This window comes from Microcystis panniformis FACHB-1757 (assembly GCF_001264245.1).
GTDB lineage: Bacteria > Cyanobacteriota > Cyanobacteriia > Cyanobacteriales > Microcystaceae > Microcystis > Microcystis panniformis.
Genome location: NZ_CP011339.1, coordinates 3,433,318 through 3,453,028 on the forward strand (window position 1 = coordinate 3,433,318; position 19,711 = coordinate 3,453,028).

General features: G+C 43.2%; 19 protein-coding genes. 7 read left to right on the top strand and 12 right to left on the bottom strand.

Going from position 1 to position 19,711, the window contains the following annotated elements; all coding sequences use genetic code 11:
* Positions 1 to 31 precede the first annotated feature (31 nt).
* The 8 genes from VL20_RS16540 to VL20_RS16575 all read right to left on the bottom strand — a co-directional run bounded on the left by VL20_RS16540 (position 32) and on the right by VL20_RS16575 (position 8,160).
* Positions 32 to 2,080, bottom strand: coding sequence for a DNA phosphorothioation-associated putative methyltransferase (locus VL20_RS16540; protein WP_052277137.1), 2,049 nt, complete (start codon positions 2,078 to 2,080; stop codon positions 32 to 34).
* Between the two features lie 43 nt (positions 2,081 to 2,123).
* On the bottom strand, positions 2,124 to 2,903 hold the full coding sequence (locus VL20_RS16545; protein ID WP_052277138.1) for a photosystem II electron transport protein, Sll1252 family: 780 nt from the start codon (positions 2,901 to 2,903) through the stop codon (positions 2,124 to 2,126).
* Between the two features lie 164 nt (positions 2,904 to 3,067).
* Positions 3,068 to 3,577 (bottom strand): hypothetical protein, encoded by a 510-nt coding sequence (locus VL20_RS16550; RefSeq protein ID WP_052277139.1) that lies wholly within the window; start codon positions 3,575 to 3,577, stop codon positions 3,068 to 3,070.
* A 554-nt stretch (positions 3,578 to 4,131) separates the two neighbouring features.
* Positions 4,132 to 4,323, bottom strand: coding sequence for a type II toxin-antitoxin system HicB family antitoxin (locus VL20_RS16555; protein WP_081417818.1), 192 nt, complete (start codon positions 4,321 to 4,323; stop codon positions 4,132 to 4,134).
* Complete coding sequence (locus tag VL20_RS16560) at positions 4,316 to 5,536, bottom strand: efflux RND transporter periplasmic adaptor subunit (RefSeq protein ID WP_052277141.1); 1,221 nt, start codon at positions 5,534 to 5,536, stop codon at positions 4,316 to 4,318. Before VL20_RS16560 ends, VL20_RS16555 begins: the two co-directional genes overlap by 8 nt.
* Positions 5,537 to 5,579: 43 nt before the next feature.
* Positions 5,580 to 5,801 (bottom strand): DUF4327 family protein, encoded by a 222-nt coding sequence (locus VL20_RS16565; protein ID WP_002789177.1) that lies wholly within the window; start codon positions 5,799 to 5,801, stop codon positions 5,580 to 5,582.
* 168 nt (positions 5,802 to 5,969) lie between these two features.
* Positions 5,970 to 6,857, bottom strand: a complete 888-nt coding sequence (gene argB / locus VL20_RS16570) for an acetylglutamate kinase (protein WP_052277142.1) — start codon at positions 6,855 to 6,857, stop codon at positions 5,970 to 5,972.
* Between the two features lie 79 nt (positions 6,858 to 6,936).
* Positions 6,937 to 8,160 (bottom strand): M20 family metallopeptidase, encoded by a 1,224-nt coding sequence (locus VL20_RS16575; RefSeq protein WP_052277143.1) that lies wholly within the window; start codon positions 8,158 to 8,160, stop codon positions 6,937 to 6,939.
* 177 nt (positions 8,161 to 8,337) lie between these two features.
* On the opposite strand from VL20_RS16575, the gene VL20_RS16580 reads away from it, so the two are divergent.
* Complete coding sequence (locus tag VL20_RS16580; RefSeq protein ID WP_052277144.1) at positions 8,338 to 9,495, top strand: IS630-like element ISMae23 family transposase; 1,158 nt, start codon at positions 8,338 to 8,340, stop codon at positions 9,493 to 9,495.
* A gap of 61 nt (positions 9,496 to 9,556) precedes the next feature.
* Here the strand turns inward: VL20_RS16580 and VL20_RS31235 are convergent, their stop codons facing one another.
* Positions 9,557 to 9,715: a hypothetical protein gene (locus VL20_RS31235; protein ID WP_158499359.1), complete on the bottom strand. Its 159-nt coding sequence runs from the start codon at positions 9,713 to 9,715 to the stop codon at positions 9,557 to 9,559.
* A 481-nt stretch (positions 9,716 to 10,196) separates the two neighbouring features.
* Between VL20_RS31235 and VL20_RS16585 the strand changes: the two genes are divergently transcribed.
* From VL20_RS16585 to VL20_RS16605, 5 genes are all read left to right on the top strand, one after another.
* Complete coding sequence (locus VL20_RS16585) at positions 10,197 to 10,715, top strand: C-phycocyanin subunit beta (RefSeq protein WP_002789180.1); 519 nt, start codon at positions 10,197 to 10,199, stop codon at positions 10,713 to 10,715.
* Positions 10,716 to 10,781: 66 nt separating this feature from the next.
* Positions 10,782 to 11,270 (top strand): C-phycocyanin subunit alpha, encoded by a 489-nt coding sequence (gene cpcA / locus VL20_RS16590; protein WP_002780314.1) that lies wholly within the window; start codon positions 10,782 to 10,784, stop codon positions 11,268 to 11,270.
* A gap of 176 nt (positions 11,271 to 11,446) precedes the next feature.
* Complete coding sequence (locus tag VL20_RS16595) at positions 11,447 to 12,325, top strand: phycobilisome linker polypeptide (protein WP_002745355.1); 879 nt, start codon at positions 11,447 to 11,449, stop codon at positions 12,323 to 12,325.
* 137 nt (positions 12,326 to 12,462) lie between these two features.
* Positions 12,463 to 14,139, top strand: a complete 1,677-nt coding sequence (ribBA, locus tag VL20_RS16600) for a bifunctional 3,4-dihydroxy-2-butanone-4-phosphate synthase/GTP cyclohydrolase II (RefSeq protein WP_052277145.1) — start codon at positions 12,463 to 12,465, stop codon at positions 14,137 to 14,139.
* Between the two features lie 66 nt (positions 14,140 to 14,205).
* On the top strand, positions 14,206 to 14,949 hold the full coding sequence (locus VL20_RS16605) for a Uma2 family endonuclease (RefSeq protein WP_052277146.1): 744 nt from the start codon (positions 14,206 to 14,208) through the stop codon (positions 14,947 to 14,949).
* Positions 14,950 to 15,295: 346 nt separating this feature from the next.
* Here VL20_RS16605 and VL20_RS16610 read toward each other — a convergent pair whose 3' ends face one another.
* Positions 15,296 to 16,354 (bottom strand): D-alanine--D-alanine ligase family protein, encoded by a 1,059-nt coding sequence (locus VL20_RS16610; RefSeq protein WP_052277147.1) that lies wholly within the window; start codon positions 16,352 to 16,354, stop codon positions 15,296 to 15,298.
* A 585-nt stretch (positions 16,355 to 16,939) separates the two neighbouring features.
* Positions 16,940 to 17,944, bottom strand: a complete 1,005-nt coding sequence (locus tag VL20_RS16615; RefSeq protein WP_052277148.1) for a helix-turn-helix domain-containing protein — start codon at positions 17,942 to 17,944, stop codon at positions 16,940 to 16,942.
* 202 nt (positions 17,945 to 18,146) lie between these two features.
* Here VL20_RS16615 and VL20_RS16620 point away from each other — a divergent pair, with 202 nt between their 5' ends.
* Positions 18,147 to 19,004, top strand: coding sequence for a hypothetical protein (locus VL20_RS16620; RefSeq protein ID WP_052277149.1), 858 nt, complete (start codon positions 18,147 to 18,149; stop codon positions 19,002 to 19,004).
* Between the two features lie 175 nt (positions 19,005 to 19,179).
* On the opposite strand, the gene VL20_RS16625 is transcribed toward VL20_RS16620, so the two are convergent.
* On the bottom strand, positions 19,180 to 19,365 hold the full coding sequence (locus tag VL20_RS16625) for a hypothetical protein (protein ID WP_002759041.1): 186 nt from the start codon (positions 19,363 to 19,365) through the stop codon (positions 19,180 to 19,182).
* Positions 19,366 to 19,711 lie beyond the last annotated feature (346 nt).

A 19,711-nucleotide genomic window follows, 5' to 3' on the forward strand; every position in this document is an offset into this window, starting at 1 on the left:
ATTAATTACCTCATCTATTTTACTTAATTACTCAGGAAGACTTATTTTGATTTCTTCTGGCGTTAATTTTAGCGCGTAAAATCCTAACTTTATAGGGATCGGCATCTTTTCGCCACAGAATCTGATAGCCCTTGATTGTAGCACAATGCTCCTCTAAACATTTTTGCCAACCCTGTAAACGTTCGATCGCTTTTCTATCTTCTAACAATCCCCAATCCTTTTCTAATTGAGTTAAGCGAACCAATTTATCATAGTTGGGATAATCCGCCGTTACTAAAAGCTCTTTTTCGTGTAGAATTGGCGGATTAGGACTATCCTGGTAATCGCGAAAACTAAAATCAGCCGAACCTAAATATACATCCATGCTAGTAGCTAAAATCGGATGAATTTCTGTATCAAAATTGGGGTAATAGAGATAGGAAATTTTGGGTTGACGAAAAGATAAACGAACAACGTTAGCATTTTCTAACCGTCCGATAGTTTGACTAGCACAACCTTCATATAAGCGTAATAACATCGGTAATTTTTCCAAAACGCTAATATGAATAGTTAGGGAATAACGGGAAAGTTTGCCTAAGGAACTATTTTCACAAGTACGAGCGATCGCTGCCAAATTTCCCGCACTTATTAACACTTCTTCTGCTAAAGCGCAAGCATTGCGATAACTGCCAAATAAAGCTTTAAAATCGGCACGGGTAGCGGGGGATAATTCCCGTACTTTCGGACAGTGGCTAAATTGACTTAAAGCTAAATAAAGTAAAAGATCGGCGCGTCTTTTGTCGGCAATTATCTCCCATTCTTCCCCTTCTGTTACTTGTAGAATCACTTGAAAAGCGCGTCTAAAAGTGCCAAATTCTGCCTTAATTTCTTCCTCTTGTAATAATTCTCCCGCGACGGGTAAACGTCCCTGCTGGGTGTAAAATTCCATCAGGGGAGTCAATAAATCTTCGTAATCTTCAAAGCATTTGAGATGGGTTTTAATTTTAGGAGTGGCAGTGCGGGAACGACATCTCGATAAACGAAAAATTTCGGCTTTTTCTTCCTCTCGAAAAACCAGATAAATTCCCAAAGTTATTGGAATAGAATCAACCCCCAAAGTGCTATCAATATACTGTTTTAGTTCTTCCTGTTGATAGTATTTTTGAAAAGTATTGCGACGAGTTATAATTCCATCTTCATAAGCCATTAAACCCCGTTCGCTATCATCAATTAGTATCTGTGCCGAAACAATTAAAACTTGACGGGTTAATTGCCAAGCTTTTAATAAAGCTTCTTGCCGTTCTTCGGCGGATTCAATAACATTAATTACATAGCCTAAATTAACAATATCAGATTCAATTAAAGGACTATCGGGACGATAATAAGGATCCCAACCTTCACTTTGATAACCCTGTTCAGCTATGCGTTCTATATCACCTCCATAACCACAACCGTAATCAAAAAAAGTGGTTTCAGGAAGAAATAATCCCGCCGCTAATGCTAATCTTGCCGGACGAGAAAGGGTTTTGCGAACAAGAGCAGCTTTGTGGCGATCAATTATTATTGATTTTTCCCTTTGTCCCTCTAGATTACAAACTAAATAATCTCCTGCAAAATCAAGGTGATGCTTTCTTAAAAGCCGTTGCCATTCCTGTTTAGTACCGATGGGATAAGAACTGTTTAAAAGTCCTAAAGCACTTTCGATTTTTGTGAGATGCTCGAATTCTTCATAAAGGGGATAGTCCCTAGTAACAAAAGTTTCTTTTCGGTGTAAAATGGGCGGATTATCAGCATTTTGATAATTCCATTCATTCAAGATTAATGTCCCCATATCTACCACTAAACTTTTAGTTAAAACTGGGTGAGGTTCCCGATCAAAATCGGGATAAAAAAGATAGGATATTTTCGGTTTATCGGTACTAAATTTAATTATTGTTGCCTCGGATAAATGCTGATTAATTCTTGCTTGTTGTTCGTAATTCTGGAGGATAGGATCCAATTGATGTAATGCTTCTCTATGAACATAAAGCGCCCCCGGTAATAGTTTACCGATGGGACTAACTTGACACAGTTGCACGATTAAGGCGAAATTCTCAGCCATGGCAATTAATCTGTCTAATGACAAATTCTAGAGACAGAAAAAACTAAATAAATCTAGTTAAATGAACCCGATAGCGCTCTTTTTTGGTCACAGTAACCTCACCCACTTCTAGACGACCTTTTCCCCGAAAAGAAATCAAATCACCAGTTTTAACATTATAACTAGATTGACTGATATCTTTCCAGTTAACTCGCACATCCCCAGCGCTAATTGCTTCGGCCATTTTACTGCGAGAAATGCCAAAACCCGCCGAGGCGATCGCATCTAAACGTAAGGAAGCTTCCACCGTATTAATTTCTTTTTTTTGCGGTGGTCTAACTTTTAATTCCGCCAAAGGAATCAGGCTAGTTTTCACGGGAACCGAACGCACTTGTCGCAAATTAGCAGATAAAAAATCTGCCAATTCAGGCACTACAATTGCCTGCGCTCCTCGCTCACCTAAAACAATTATATCGCCGACTTTTTCCCGGACGATACCCGTCCCCAACATCGCCCCTAAAAAATCCCGATGGTTAGCGGTATCAAAAAGAAAATTACCGGCAATATCAAGGGCAGATAGGGGAATATCTGTTACTGTCAAAGGTAGATCAACTCTAGCAATACCGAGGCGCTGTCTTTCTGCTTGGGGATAACCGCCCCATTTTTGCATTGACACATCGGTTAAACGCTGAAAAACCCGTTCTACTTCCGCTAAAACCGCGGGAGAAAGAAAGTCTGTCACCGTCACTTCCCAAGTCTTAATCGCTTGTTCGGCTTTATCAATAACTTTCGCTATGTCCTCGCGGTTCTCGACACCCTTTAGTAATTCTTCTCTTGGTAACATTGTTTTGTGGTAATTAATCAAAAATTCTTAGGAAAAAATCAAATGACCGATAACTTATTCCTAATAAGTACCTAGGCAAAATTATTTACACATGACGATCATTGCCCCGTAAGGGTTTTAGCTCGATCAGGCAGGTAATTAATTTTGCATGACTACTTAACCGTTCACCCTTCTAGGGCGTATCCTTGCAGATTTTCGGGGTTAAATTGACGGAGTATAAGAGTCGCTTGATTTTTCAGGTTTTCCGAACCCTGCACGATAATAATATATTTTCCGGCACCGAGACGATTGCGATAGGGAAGTGCATCGCCACTGCCGGACGATAAACCCACGCCGCCACCGACAAAAATACTGCCCATCGCCCCCCCAATCGCCCCGGCAATGCCGCCCACGATATGATTGCCCGGTTCTCCGGCCCAATCAAAGGTATGCAATCCCGTAATCAGGTTAAAAAGGTAGCCCCCGGCAAAACCGAAGGGAATTAGCCAAAAAGCCATGAGAGTAGCCCGTTTTTTGGCCTGTTGGAAGGGATCGATCAAACCGAACTCATCGGCACTTTTATAGCCGCGACCGAGAATGGTCACTTGAGATTGGGGAATTCCCGCTTTTTCGAGGGCAACGGCAGCTTCTTCTGCTTCTATGCGATCAGCTAACACGGCAATGAGATAATTCATATTCTCCAACTTTTTAGGCTATCTTCATCTCCTATTGTAAGGATTTTGGGGACTGAAAAGCCGCTCGATCGAGAAAATATGCAAGGGGATGGGAAAAAATTATTTTATTTGGCTTATTTCTGGCAATAATTGACCATAAAGATTAAGGGAGATAGTTATCATCTTTAAGGACATTTTTTTCGCTAAAAAGAAACCCCCATTTTGCCTCAACCTAGAAGGACAGCCACAATCACTACTTTAGGCCAATTATCATTATTAACAAGAAGTTTTTGGGGATTATTATCATTGGTATCAGACTGTCAAGCTTGACTCACTTGTGTCATTATTTTAATGTTATCCCGGTTCACTCCTGACGTAAAAACTAAAAAATAGGTTAGAGTTCCGGCAATGATAGCGGCTCTCTTATTTTTTGTGTGGTCAGTTTAACTTATATAGTAGTGATCGATCTTTGTGTCCTCTGTGTCTGGAGTGGTTCGTTCCACTCACTCACCCGCAAGACTGTATCTTAGAATACATTTTACCCACCAAACCTAAGAGAGCCTGATAGCTAGTCTTCAGTGAAACCCCAGCAGTTTTTGGGTAGTGGGTGAGAACCCTCCTGCAGCCACTCCAACCAATCCGACTTTAGTTGTGGGTTCTGGAATGGTTTCCCCGCGTTCTTGCAAAACTTCAAGGTAAAGTTCAATCGCTTCTTTAATATTTTCCTGAACCTCTTCAAAGGTATCTCCAATGGTTTGCTCAAGGATTACTCAGGATACTGACGCGGACTTTTTCACCATTTTGCAAAGGTTTACTACTATTAACGACGAAACGCTCCCCCGGTTCAAGTCCAGTGATAATTTCTACTTGACCGTCAAGCGCTTGACCGAGACGAACGGGACGTTTTTCTACTTGCGAGTTCTCCTCGGAAAGGACGAAAATGGCCGAGGATTCCCCTTGACTGACAATTGCTGTTTCGGGAACAATCACCTGCGCGGCAGAATTATTATTAAACCGCACCCGGGCCAATAATCCTCCTTTAATTAAACCATCCCCATTGGCTAGAGTAATCTCCACGGGAATCCGCCGGGCCGTGCCTTGGCTGAGGGGAAAAATCTTGGTGATGCGACCGGAAAAATTTCTATTACCGAAAGCATCAAGGCTGACATTAACCGTTTGTCCTAAATTAATCGTTTTTAAGTCCAATTCCGATAATAATACTACTACCTTGACCTGTTTAAAATCACCAATTTTGAGGACTTCATCGCCGATACTGACTAAATCCCCCGGCTCTTTCAGTTTTTCGATAACTATCCCCGTCGCCGGCGATTTAAGAATAGCGTAGGCCTGACGTTGTTGTTCCTGAGCGATGACCGATTTTTGGGCGGCAATTCTGCCGATAATTGCCGCCACTACCTGCTCCTCCACTTTAATTCTCGATCTTGCGCTATTAACGGCTTTTAAAGCCACTGCCGCCGCAGTTTGGGCTGTTTCGCCCTGTTGTAGGGGAATCGCTCCTTCTAGGGCTAATTTTTGCAGGCGCTCGGCATCATTTTTGGCCTGTTGGTATTGTAGTTGTAGGCGCTGCACTTCAATTTCAGCGTTACTGACTTCAATTCTTGCCCGGGCTAATTCGGCTTCTAGGGCCGACAGGGCGGCTTTTTCTTGCCGGACAACGGTGGCAAGGAGACGATCATCAATATGGGCGAGGATTTGTCCTAATTGCACCTCATCTCCCACATCGACGAGGAGATTGAGTAACTGACCGGTGGCTTGCGATCGCAGAGAAACGACTTTTAAAGGTCGGGTAGTTCCCGTGTAATCGAGATTGCCTCCTCTGGTTGCTGGTTTAGCCGTGGTGACGTTGACGGTGGTAGTACGGGCTGCCGGTGGCGGTGGCTGGGTTTCGGTCCGGGGAGAACAACTGGCACTGAAGGTTAAGATAACCAGAGCGGAAAGGATAATCGGAGTCGATCCCATGGCGATAGTCCTAGTAGAAAGCCGCTTTTGAGTCGATGGTGGCTTATTCTTCGTCCCAAGCTTCTACCGCTACCACTTCACTGAGAGGGTCTTGCATGGAGAAACCGAAATCGAGCAACTCTTGCTTCCAGTAAGTCCACTCATCTCCGTATAAAAGAGCCAGTTTCCAGATACTATCGCTAGGTTTGACTACTTTTGCATCTATCCACTTGCTAGCCTTGCGTTGAAACTTCACCATCGGGTGAGCTACAGCTTGTTTGGTCATAAATTCAATTGCTATGAATACTTCAGATTTTGCGCTTCCCGACTAAACTAACTCAAGACTAAAACTTTTGCCCTTACAAAGGATCGAGAAGCGCATTTATTAACTCACTTTTACACCATATCTGTGGTTTTAGGCAAGTCTTTTTGAGCAAAAGTACGGTAATTACTACTATAGATTAGTATAACCGGAGGCCACAATCATGGAGCCGATGCCTCGATCGGTGAAAATTTCCAGTAAAAGGGCATGGGGAAGACGACCATCGATAATATGAGCAGCTTGAACTCCCTGAGCCAGCGATCGCACACAGCAGCTAACTTTGGGAATCATCCCGCCGGCAACGATGCCTTTTTGAATCAACTCCCGGGCCTGTTGGATATCTAATTTAGCCAATAAAGTGGAAGGATCCTTATAATTCTCTAAAATTCCGGCTGTATCGGTCATCAAAATCAGTTTAGCTGCCCCTAAAGCTGCCGCTATTTCTCCGGCTACCGTATCGGCATTGATATTATGAGCTTGGCCGGTTTCATCGGCGGCCACACTAGAAATCACGGGAATATAGCCACTATTGACCAAGGATTCGACGACGCTAGTATCGACACTGCTCACTTCTCCCACAAAACCAATGCCCTCTTTACCCACGGGACGAGCAGTGATCAGATTACCATCCTTACCGCATAATCCTACCGCTTTACCGCCAGCTTGATTGATCAGGGCAACAATTTCTTTATTGACGCGTCCCACTAGCACCATTTCTACCACATCCATGGTGGCGGCATCGGTGACGCGTAAACCGTCTTTAAATTGGGGTTCAATACCTAATCTATCCAGCCAACTATTGATTTCCGGACCGCCACCGTGGACAATAACGGGACGAACCCCCACACAGGAGAGAAAAACGATATCTCGCATCACCGTGTCTTTGATATCGCTGTTATTCATGGCCGCACCACCGTATTTAACCACTACAGTACGACCGCGAAATTCTTGTATATAGGGTAGGGCTTCGCTGAGGATTTTCACCCGTTGGGCATCGTTTTCGTGGGTATTATTGTTCATGGGTTTTTTTACCTGTCTGATTCAGTGATCAGTTTAGCGGTTTCGGGTTTGACAAAAACTGTTCACCTTGAACGGATTGCTAGAAAGTCTTAGAATTGCCGAATTTTTCGACGCAACGGACAAAAATCTCGACTCCCATGGTTAACACCGATTCATCAAAATCAAAGCGGGGATGATGGTGGGGATAGGCTAATCCTAATTCGGGATTGGCAGACCCCAAGAAGAAATAACAGCCGGGTACTTCCTGTAAAAAGAAGGACATATCTTCCCCTCCCATGGTTTGACATTCGGGAACGATTCCGGCTGGGGTTTCCACCACTTGTGCGGCGATTGAGCGCACTAATTCCGCCATCTGATCATGATTGATTACCGGGGGATACAATTGCCAGTAATCGAATTGATAACTAGCCCCCTGACTTTGACAGATGCCCCCGATAATTTCTTCCATCCGTTGTCGGAAATAGCCCCCTAACTGGGGATTGAAATAGCGCACCGTCCCACTGAGATTAGCACTATCGGCGATCACGTTTCTAGCGCTTCCCGCCGCTAATTTACCCACAGTCACTACGGCGGCATCGAGGGGGTTAAGGTTGCGGGCGACGATAGTTTGCAGGGCGTTGACGATTTGGGCCGCCACCAGTAGTGAATCGACGGTTTGATGGGGAATTGCCCCGTGGCCGCCCCGGCCTTGAATCTGGAGATCGAAACATTCCACCGCCGCCATTAAGGCCCCATTTTTCACGCCTACTGTCCCTAAAGGCAGATTATTCCAGAGGTGTAGCCCGATAATTCCCTCCACGTCGGGATTTTTCAGCACTCCCGCTTCGATCATCGGTTTTGCACCCCCCGGCCCCTCTTCGGCGGGTTGGAAAATAATTTTTACGATCCCCTTGACATCGTGACAGTTTTGTGCTAGGTAAACTGCTGTGCCGAGGGCGATCGCTGTGTGACCATCGTGACCACAGGCGTGCATCTGGCCCGGATGTTGGGAACGATAGGGGACTTGGTTTTCTTCGGCGATCGGTAGTGCATCCATATCGGCCCGCAGGGCTAAAACTGGCCCCGGTTGACTGCCTGCGATGGTGGCGACAATTCCGGTGCCGGCGATGCCGGTTTGATGGTCAATTCCATATTTAGTCAGGGTTTGACTGATTAAGGAGGCGGTGAGATGTTCTTGAAAGCCTAGTTCTGGTTTTTGGTGTATTTGTCGGCGCCAGTGGACTAATTGCGGCTGCAGAGAACGAATAGCAAGGCGAATTTGAGCGCCATTCAAGCTATTAGGAACGGGAAAGGAGGAAATCATCAGGTTCGGACGGCTAGTTTTTTTGATCACTGGTTTCTAGTTTAACTTCAGGAGGCGGTCGGCGGTCGTCAGGAGATAGGGTGATAGGGTTTTGGGGTGATAGGGTTTTGGGGTGATAAGCTAAAACGCACTTAAACCACCTAAAATAGAAATAGTAACTTGAGAAAAATCCTACTTATGCCAGCCAAAGATTTCCTAGACTTAGAAGAAAAGAAAAACTTACAAAAAGCTCTTAAAGAAGAAGAAAGAGCAGAGGTTAGGGAAAGAATTTTAATGTTTCTCTTGCTAAACGACGGAAAAACTCAACGAGAAATAGCTGAGTTTATTGGCTGTTCACTCAAAACGGTCGCCCCTTGGTGTGTTCACGGCGATCCTAACAATTTAGAAAGTCTAGAAGATGGGAGAAAAAATGGAAATCATAAAAAAGCCACAGAGGAATATATTAATTTACTATTGAAAATAGTTGATGAAGACCCGAAGGAATTTGGATATGAATTCGGGAGATGGACAGCGGCAAGATTAGCAGAGCATCTAGAAAAGGAAACAGGAATTAAACTGAGTGGCTCGCAAGTGAGAAGAATATTGAGAAGAAAAAAGTATGTGTATATCTGGGCGAAATATAGTCTAGAAGATAAGCAAGACAAGAAATTAAGAAAAGCATTTAAAGAAAAATTAGATGAATATTTAAGGTTGGCTAAAGAAAAGCCAGAGTCAATCCAGGTATGGTTTTGGGACGGGGCTTTCAAGGTGGCGACGCAGGTTCGCCACACAGCCCCTTATGAGTGTGGATTTAGTTTGAGAGTAATAAGAAGGAGAGCTTGGACAAAAAAAGGAAAGCGAAAAAAAGTGAATGGACAAAGAAAAAGAGGAAGGGTGAATGTGATGGGAGCCTTAAGATATAATGACAAAAAACGAGTCTGTTTTATGATCAAAAAAGGAAATTCAGAAACTTTCCATGAACAATTAAAGAAACTTCATGAAGAGATTCGTCAAGAATGGATAAACTTGGGAAATCTGCCCGAAGATTTTCGAGAAAAAGGACCGAAAATTATCATCATATTAGACAATGCTAGTTATCACAAAAAGAAAGATGTTATTGAGCAGGTGGAAAAAGAGTTGCCCAATATTAGGCTAGAGTTTTTACCAGCTTATAGTCCAGATTACAACCTAATAGAATTATTGTGGCATTCCGCTAAAGAGTACATAGCTAATCGAGAATTTGAAAATAAAGAAGAACTGGAAAAAGTAGTCAATCAGCTTTTAAATGAAGGGGGATTGATTATTAAATGGAGTAGAAAACTTAAAAATAAGGGTAATGCTGTCAATGTAACTTAAATGCGTAAAAGCTTAGGGTGATGAGACAGCTTCCCCACTTCCCCACTTCATAATTCATAATTCATAATTCATAATTCCCCCTCCCCACTTCCCCACTTTCCCACTTTCCCACTTCCCCACTTCCCCACTTCCCCACTTCCCCACTTCCCCACTTCCCCACTTCCCCACTTCCCCACTTCCCCACACCCCACACCCCACACCCCTCTTTACAAAACTTCATCGTATTTCAGGGCTGGAAAGGGCAATCCTTGGGCAATAGGGGAAGGGAAAGCGGGAAAATATTAAAAAAAACTTAAAATTTTCATCTTGCTGCCCTTTATACCCTTAAAGCCTTGCTGTCTCTGATTTCCCGACGGTGAGAGGCTTTGAGCCATGTCAGGAATTGATGACCAACTCGATCGAGTCATTGTTAAGTGACTGTTACAAAAAGACAGCAAAAAACTTAATAATATGTAACAAACAAAGTTTCGACAGCAGTGTATAAATTTAACTTGAGGGGCCAAGATAACAGACAAAAGTTAAGCTGGATACTTGTTTAACCTCCTTAGGTGATTTATGAGAGAGCCGTGAAGTTTTTTCAGGTTTCTTAAAGTAAATCGCAACAATCGCGGTCAAGGCTCGTCCAGACTCACCGTGAAATCCCTTAAGAGGGAAAATTTTAATTGCAAGCAAATCCCATTTAAATTTAGGAGATTGTCACAATGTTTGACGCATTCACCCGGGTAGTATCCCAAGCTGATGCTCGCGGCGAATATTTAAGCTCTTCCCAACTAGACGCTCTCAGCGCCATGGTTGCCGACAGCAACAAACGGATGGACTCTGTTAACCGGATCACCAGTAACGCTTCCACCATCGTTGCTAACGCCGCTCGTAGCCTGTTCGCTGAACAGCCCCAACTGATCACCCCCGGTGGTAATGCCTACACCAGCCGTCGTATGGCCGCTTGCCTACGCGACATGGAAATCATCTTGCGTTATGTTACCTACGCTACCTTCTCTGGCGACGGCAGTGTTCTCGATGATCGTTGCTTAAATGGTCTTCGCGAAACCTATGTAGCTTTAGGAGTACCAGGAGCTTCCGTAGCTGCTGGCGTAAGCAAAATGAAAGAAGCTGCTTTGTCCATCGCTAACGATCGCAACGGTGTCACCGCCGGCGATTGCAGTGCTTTAATGTCTGAAATTGCCAGCTACTTCGACCGCGCCGCCGCTGCTGTCGCCTAGTCCCCAGGGCTAGTCTCAATTAAACCGTAGGAAACTTATTGCAAGATTATTGGGAGATACCAAACAATGAAAACCCCCCTTACCGAAGCCGTAGCAGCCGCTGATTCTCAAGGCCGTTTCTTAAGCAGCACCGAAATCCAAGTAGCTTTCGGTCGTTTTCGTCAAGCTTCTGCCAGCCTCACCGCCGCTAAAGCGTTGACCGAAAAAGCTAGTTCTTTGATCTCTGGGGCTGCTCAAGCCGTGTACAACAAGTACCCCTACACCACCCAAATGCAGGGGAATAACTTTGCGGCGGACCAACGCGGTAAAGACAAATGCGCTCGTGACATCGGTTACTACCTCCGCATGGTGACCTACTGCTTAGTTGCTGGTGGAACCGGTCCGATGGACGAGTACCTCATCGCTGGTATCGACGAAATCAACCGCACCTTCGACCTGTCTCCTAGCTGGTACATCGAAGCTCTCAAATATATCAAAGCCAACCATGGTTTAAGTGGCGACCCTGCGGTAGAAGCCAACTCCTATATCGACTACGCTATCAACGCTCTCAGCTAGTCCAATCGAAAAAACTGCTGGTCTGGAAAGACAGGAGGTTGTTAGCAAAAGGGTTAGCAATCACCTGTTCTTCCAGACCTTGTTATATCCATCGTCAAGGCGGCCAGGTAATCGAACTGATCCTCCCCTAGTTTTGAGCGGTCAGAAAATGATCATTTTTTTGTAGGAGAACTTTAGTGGCAATTACTACCTCAGCTTCTCGTTTAGGGACAACCGCTTTTAGCGAGGTTGCTCCCGTGGAATTACGTCCCGATTGGTCCCGTGACGACGCACAGGCGGTTATTCGCGCCGTCTATCGTCAGGTGCTAGGCAATGACTATATCATGCGTTCCGAGCGCCTTACCAGTGCCGAATCCTTACTCTGCAACGGTTCGATCACCGTGCGGGAATTCGTCCGCGCCGTGGCCAAATCGGAACTGTATAAGAACAAATTCTTCTACGGTAACTTCCAAACCCGCGTCATCGAACTTAATATCAAACATCTTTTAGGTCGCGCTCCCTACGATGAGTCGGAAGTGGTCTATCACCTCGATCTCTATGAAAACAAAGGATTCGAGGCCGATATCGACTCCTACATCGATTCCGCTGAATATACCGAAAACTTCGGCGATAGCATCGTTCCCTACTATCGCGGTTTCGCCACCCAACCCGGTCAAAAAACCGTGGGATTTACCCGGATGTTCCAACTCTATCGCGGTTATGCCAACAGCGATCGCTCTCAGATTGCCGGCAAAACCTCCCGTTTAGCGGTGGAATTAGCTCAAAACGGTGCTTCGGCAGTAGTCGGTCCCTCCGGTGGCAGCGATGGTTGGGCCTATCGTCCCTCTGCTCAACGCAACACCCCCAGTAAAGCTCTTGGTGGTAGTGTGGCCTATGGTGATGTGGGTAAGCTCTATCGCGTGGAAATTGCCGCTATTAGCAAACCGGGTTATCCCCGTGTCCGTCGCAGTAGCAAAGCGATTATCGTCCCCTTTGAACAGTTAAATAACACCCTGCAACAGATCAACCGTCTCGGTGGCAAAGTTGCCAGCATCACCCCCGCTAGTTTGAACTAATTTTCTAGCTTAAGATAACTAAAAGTCTCCCGGGCAGCCGTCAGGTTCACCGGGAGACTTCTTTCTAGGGAACTTGTAGAAATTGACCCTCAGCAGATCGAGCAAACCTGTAGAATGAAAATAATTCCCTCGTTTTAATGCCTGTGACTGTCACTTCGATCGCTTTTGACTCTATCGATACTGCCTTAGCGGAAATCAAAGCCGGACGTGCCATTGTCGTAGTTGATGATGAGAATCGCGAAAATGAAGGAGATATAATCTGTGCGGCCCAATTTGCCACCCCCGATCTGATTAACTTCATGGCAGTGCAAGCTCGCGGTTTAATCTGTCTGGCAATGACGGGAGAGCGTCTTGATGCTCTCGAATTACCGTTGATGGTGACAAAAAACACCGATAGCAATCAAACCGCTTTTACTGTTAGCATCGATGCCGCTCCCCATTTAGGGGTTAAAACTGGCATTTCAGCAGAAGATCGGGCGAAAACAGTGCAAGTTGCCATTAATCCAGTCACTCGTCCCGACGATCTCACCCGTCCCGGTCATGTCTTCCCGATTCGTGCTAAGGCCGGTGGAGTCTTAAAACGCGCCGGTCATACGGAGGCAGCCGTGGATCTGGCTCGATTAGCTGGGTTGTATCCGGCGGGAGTTATCTGTGAGATCCAAAATCCCGACGGTTCCATGGCCCGTTTACCGCAACTATTTGAATACGCTCGTCAACATAATCTCAAGTTAATTAGCATTGCCGATCTGATCAGTTATCGCTTAAAACATGATCGCTTTGTCCATCGGGAAACGGTCTGTAATTTTCCTAGTCAATTCGGCACTTTTCAGCTTTATGCCTACCGAAATTTATTAGATCAAACCGAACACATCGCTATTGTGAAAGGTGATCCTGCTCTCTTTGGCGATCAACCTGTAATGGTACGAATGCACTCAGAATGTCTGACTGGGGATGCTTTGGGATCCTTGCGTTGCGATTGTCGGCAACAGTTACAAAGTGCCTTAAAAATGATTGAAAACAACGGTTTAGGGGTGGTGGTTTACCTGCGACAGGAAGGCCGGGGAATTGGTTTAATTAATAAGCTAAAAGCCTATTCTTTACAGGATATGGGACTAGATACGGTGGAAGCCAACGAAAGGTTAGGATTTCCCGCCGATTTGCGCGATTATGGCATGGGAGCGCAAATGCTCAACGATTTGGGGGTGAGAAATATTCGTTTAATTACCAATAATCCGCGTAAAATTGCCGGATTAAAAGGCTACGGTTTGGAAATAGTCGAGCGAGTACCTTTGCTGATCGAGGCTAATGATTATAATTCCAATTATCTGGCCACAAAAGCGGAAAAGTTAGGACATCTATTCTTACAAACCTATCTAGTCACCATCGCTCTCAGTTGGGGGGAAAATCCGCCGTCAATTTCGCAAAGATATCATCAATTAGAGAAGTTACGGCAGTTAAGTCGCGCTAATCAATTATCTCTCCAAGAAGAAACCCGACCGGTAGCCAATGCCCTTTTTGATCGCGCCCCTTTGATCGTACATTTAGGTTTAGATATTCGTCAGGGTGTCAGCAGTAATTGGTATAAAAATCCTTCCCATCCTTATCTTCTGGTTATTGACAAGATATTAAATGACGTTAAAGATTGGTCGGAAATTGAACGCTTAGAATTTTTAATTTCCGACGGAGACGATTCGATGACGGGATTACAAATGAAACTTGATCGTCAAAAAATGTCCGATGAAGATTTCTCACAATTACCACAATTAGCTACCCAAATTATCTACAGTTTTACTCGTGATTCAGCAAAAAATTAGTTTTTTATGACCAGAAAAGATCGTAACAGTTATAATTAAACAAAGCTAGTATAACGGGGAAAAACTATGACAACTCTCGACATTTTACCGGAAGTTACCTGTCCCCCCACCGATTTATGGAGTGATGAACCACCCTTGGAAAGTGATTTACATCTGCAACAGATCATAATTCTTCTCAGTTGTCTAGAATTATTATGGCAAGAGAAAAACGATTACTATGCTTCTGGTAATCTGACTATCTACTATAACGAAGAACAACTGAAAAAACGTGATTTTTGTGGTCCTGATTTTTTTGTGGTTTTAGATACAGAAAAACGTCCCCGCAAAAGTTGGGTAGTTTGGGGAGAAGGGGGTAAATATCCCAATGTAATCGTGGAGATTCTTTCCAATTCTACGGCCAATATTGACCGCACTAAAAAGAAAATTCTCTATCAAAATACCTTTCGCACTCCTAATTATTTTTGGTTCGATCCTAATACCTTAGAATTGCAAGGATTTAGACTAATTGCGGGACAATATCAGGCTATTCCTGCTAATGACCAGGGTTATCTATGGAGTGAACAATTAGAACTATATTTAGGCATATTTGACCGTAAACTGCGTTATTTTACCGCCGATGGTCAATTGGTTCCCACTCCCCAAGAAGCTGAATTAGAGCAAAGACAAGCAAAGGAACAGATTCTTTTAGAAAGGGAACAGGAACGACAAGCGAAGGAACAGGCTATCCTCGAAAAAGAACAAGCTATCTTGGAGAAGGAAAAATTAGCCCAAAAATTACGAGAATTGGGCATTGATCCCGAAACTATCTGATTGATCAATATCTCTAAGTAGGGTTTGCTGAAAAAGTAGGGGCGAAGCATTCGGATAGAAAATCTACGGTTTCACCGATAGGTTATTGCCCGAATGCTTCGCCCTTACAGAACGCGGGCCGATGAAGACCCAAGGTTTTGAAGCACGATTCTCTCAAAATCTTGCACCTGTTTTGCGAAACAAGACCCTAAAACCCTTACCTCGTCTATATTTCACATTTATTCAGCAAACCCTAGTTAGGTGTTAAAAATTGTCAGGTTCCCCCCTTATTAAGGGGAGATCAAAGACAAAATTTATCTTCTATTTAATAGGTAATTCCTATCCTAGAAATGGTGGTAATTTAACCTTATTTTTCCTGTCTTTCTAAGGCTAATTGTACTAACTTATCGACCAATTTATCAAACTCTAAACTGGTGGCTTTCCAGAGTTGGGGATACATACTAAAATTAGTAAACCCCGGCAGAGTATTAATTTCATTGATCAACACTTCCCCAGTCTTTTCCACATAGAAAAAATCCACCCGCGACAATCCCGCAGCATCCACAGCTTTAAATGCTTCTACAGCCATTTCTCGCACTTGATTAGCAATTTTATCAGGAATATTAGCGGGAATCACCATGCTCGATCGCCCGTCAGTATATTTAGTTTCATAGTCATAAAAATCACTATCAAAAGTAATTTCTCCCACCAAAGAAGCTTGGGGATTATCATTACCTAAAACCGCACATTCGATCTCCCTTGCGGTTACTCCTGCTTCAACAATAATCCGTCGATCATAACTAGCGGCACTATCTAAAGCAGCCTCTAATTCTTGCAGGTTGCGTGCTTTACTAATACCCACCGAAGAACCTAAATTAGCCGGTTTAATAAAACAAGGATAACCTATTTCCTCGGCGATTTGATCGCACAATTGCGGAAAAACACAGGCATTTGACCACACTTGCGAGCGGGTTATGGCCTTATACTTAACTTGGGGTAATCCAGCGGCTGCAAAAGCAGTTTTCATGGCAATTTTATCCATTCCCAAGCATGAACCCAGGACCCCACTACCCACAAAAGCAACCCGCATGAGAGTGAGTAATCCTTGTAAAGTGCCATCTTCCCCATTCGGTCCGTGGAGAATTGGAAACCAAACCTCAATTTCGCTCACTTCTGTGGGAAATTGCCAGATATTGACTTTTATCTCCCTCTCAATAGCTAGGGGTTGCCCAGAGGTTAAAATTTGTCTAGCAGTTGCTGCCGAATGCCAACAGCCATTTTTATCGATATAGAAGGGGATAACGGCGTATTTGTCAAGATTTTCGGGGTAATTAAAAGCTTGCAGGATCGATCGAGCCGAATTGATAGATACCTCATGTTCTCCCGATCGACCACCAAACAACAATCCTACCTTGATCTTATCCATATTATCCTCTCTAGACCCAGCTAGATCCTAAATTAGAGTTCAACTATCATATATACTATGGGCGGAGTTGACAATAGTTGCAATTGATTTAGAGGCGGCTGTTCCTCGTCAGATCCGGGTTTTGGCAAAACCTCAAGATAAATTAAGCTAAACGGCGCTTAACCTGCATGATCCAACAGCTATAACCCTTTTGGAGTCTATATCGGTGATCCGAAGTAAAAGCCGTTTAGCTTAATTATCGATCGGGCAAATACTGTCGGGCGGACAGAAATTCAAGCCCTCGGACAGACTACCCACTGTCTATTAAGTGAAAGCTTAGTAGATAAGGTAACTGGATGAACAGGGAATCCCGAAGCGCTTAGTGCGATGGGAGCGTCAACTAATCAAGAAAAGATGGCTCTCTGAGTCCTTGGGTGAAAAATGTTCACCACGTCACATTATGGACGGAAGCTTTCATTGGTGTCAACTTAAGCAAGAAGCTTAATTATTAAGAGTAGCTGATCATTCAAGAAAGAGGAAGTAAAAAATCGTAAAATAAGGCGGATAAATCTAAAAATAATTTTCATTCCTACCCCTACTATTTCTTTAGGTTTCAGAGGGAAAGTAACCAAACAGTTTTTTATAATCAGAGGCTAGATATCCTCGGTGAAAAAAACCTAATTCTTCAGCAATTTCATAAATTAATTTTGTCTGATTATTTTGGTTAAGAGATTGATGTAAAGCATTAAGACGAAGCAATTTAAAATAATTGTAAGGAGACATTTGATAGAAGTCTTTAAATATATATTCTAAGGTGCGTTGACTTACTTCCAAGTCTTGACAAATCGCTGGGATAGTAAGATCAGAACGCAGATTTTTTCTCATCATTTCTTCTGCTTTTTTGAGGATATAGGTGCGTCTGATAGTGTTTTTAGGGGTTTTAATATCTTTGGTTACTACTAAAGTCAAAAGAAAATCTTTGACAATTTCTTCTTTTAATTTTTGCCTGACAAAATTCAATCTTAATGCTTTTTTTGGCCCAGATATTTGTTGCCAATCTAAATTAAATAGCATTTGATAAAGTTGATGACAAGATTGTTGTAGATAACGAATTTTTTCCGATGGGCAAATCACAATAGAAGAAGCGGAAGAATTTAAAAACTTTTTCGCTTCTGGTAGCTCTAAAGTTTGGCACAATTGTTGCAGATAATTATCATGAACGTAAAGCTGAAAACGATTGGAAAAAGGATGTTGAAAAACGGAAATTTCTGATTTAGGGGGGATAATCCCAAGATAGTTATTTTCTAATGGATACAAATTTTGGAAGAAGACAGAATTCACCTGAACAGGAATCGCAAAAACCCATATTTTAGAATGGACTACTCCCGCAACATTCGTTAAACAATTACGTTGCGATAATTCTAACATCACTTCATCGATGATGATCCTTGAAAGATACCCTTCAAAATGATCACCACTGAGTTGTAAAGCATCTACGTTGAGAAATTCTCGATTCTGAAAATAGCGAGAAAAGTCACAAACATATTCACTTTTAAAGGTTAATTCCTGAGAATTAATTAAAATATTGGTTTTATTGTCAAAAATAAACATCTGTATATAACTCCTTAGTTATTGAGTGAAATTAAACTTTTTTTGCCCATCAATTTAAAAACTTGCGTTTTTCGGATCATCTTAGCATAGAGGACTGAGTAGTATTGAGTTACAGCAGAGTTGATTTGTTAATTTTGTCCATCAGTGTAATCTAGGTTAAATCTATCACTTTTTTCCGTTATCAATTACTAAGGAGATTGCGATGGCTAAACAATATATTCCACTTGAAGATTGGTCTGGATCTGTGGTATTCGGTGGAGAAATTCCTCAATTACGTCCCCCGGCATTTTCTGACGACTCAAAATATACCACATTTAGCTCTACCTATTATCTAGAGGGATTGGAAATTTCCGATAGCTATATCTATGATCCAAGAGGATCAGAAATTTCCGAAGCTGTTGCTGGGGAAATCGCTACGTTCGCCGTTCCCCCGACAAATTATCCAAGGGAATTGGAAATTTTCGATAGCTATACCTATGATCTAGAGGGATCAGAAATTTCTGAAGCTGTTGCTGGGGAAATCGCTACGTTCGCCGTTCCCCCGACAAATTATCCAAGGGGATTGGAAATTTTCGAAGCTGTTGCCCCTAATATTAGCACTCGTTTCTATGCCATCGAAGCAACTATTGATTTCTCCAAAGCTAAAGGGGACTTACAAGGTGTTCTGATGGCGCAGGGTGGATATTTTGGTGGACATAGTTTCTACATCTATCAGGGAAAACTATGTTATGTCTATAACTGGTTAGGACAACAACAGAGGATCACCTGTGATCTTCCTCGTCTTAGTAGCGAGGTGACACTCAAAGTTGAATTTGCCAAACCAAAGATAATCGCCCCTTCCGATGAAAAGTTGGGTGACAGCACAATAGATAATATGAAACTGTATATTAATAACATCGAACAAAATGTCGATATTATAAGAACTTTATCAAATCATACTCCTAACTTCCTAACTCAATATAAACACGAGATTCCTTACGAGTTTCAAGGTGCGAAGCTGCAAAGAATTATCGTTACCATTACCGATGATATTATACTAAATCCCTTGAGTAAAGGCTAGTTATGAGGAGAGGCAAAAGGCAACCCCCCCGACGTCGGGGGGTTGATTCATAGTAGGGTTGATTCATGAATCAACCCTACCTTGATCCCCCCTTAATCCTAGGGCGTTGACAATCCCCGCACTAAAGCGACGGGGATTCTTGGTTCAAAGAGATTACTTGCGTAAAATCGGTCAACTAGAAATGACGGGAAACGATTTTTTCGATGGTTGCTTGGGTATCCTGCAGCAGTTTCTCGCGACTATCGCTAGTATTAGTCAGACTAGGCACGAGATTACGAGCTTGTAAAGCCATGTGAAGCTGTAGTTGAGCTACATACTCGCGGATATCTTCACGGGTTTCCGATTGGTTAGGATGAAACATAGAGAAACTGGAAAGGTCTGTCTAGCTGATGGTGTCTTGTCGATAACTCCTATACAAGTTATCACGAGAGCTTAGGTTCCAGTCAAGGGTCGGCCGCAACTCTACACATTTCTCAACACAACTTATCTCTCTTTCATCAATCTAAGAGAGTTAAAATGAGAAGAAAAGCCTGAAACCGAGACAGAGACTATGGTTAAGCCTAGACCCGCCCAACGGTCAAATCTGTAGATATTTACTGTGAATTGTCCAAAAACTTATTTGGAAAAGCGAGATGCGCCTTTTAAGCATCTCCACATCAGCTTAATAAGCGAGCTTAATAGAAGTAGTTAGGGTTTGCGGCAAAAAG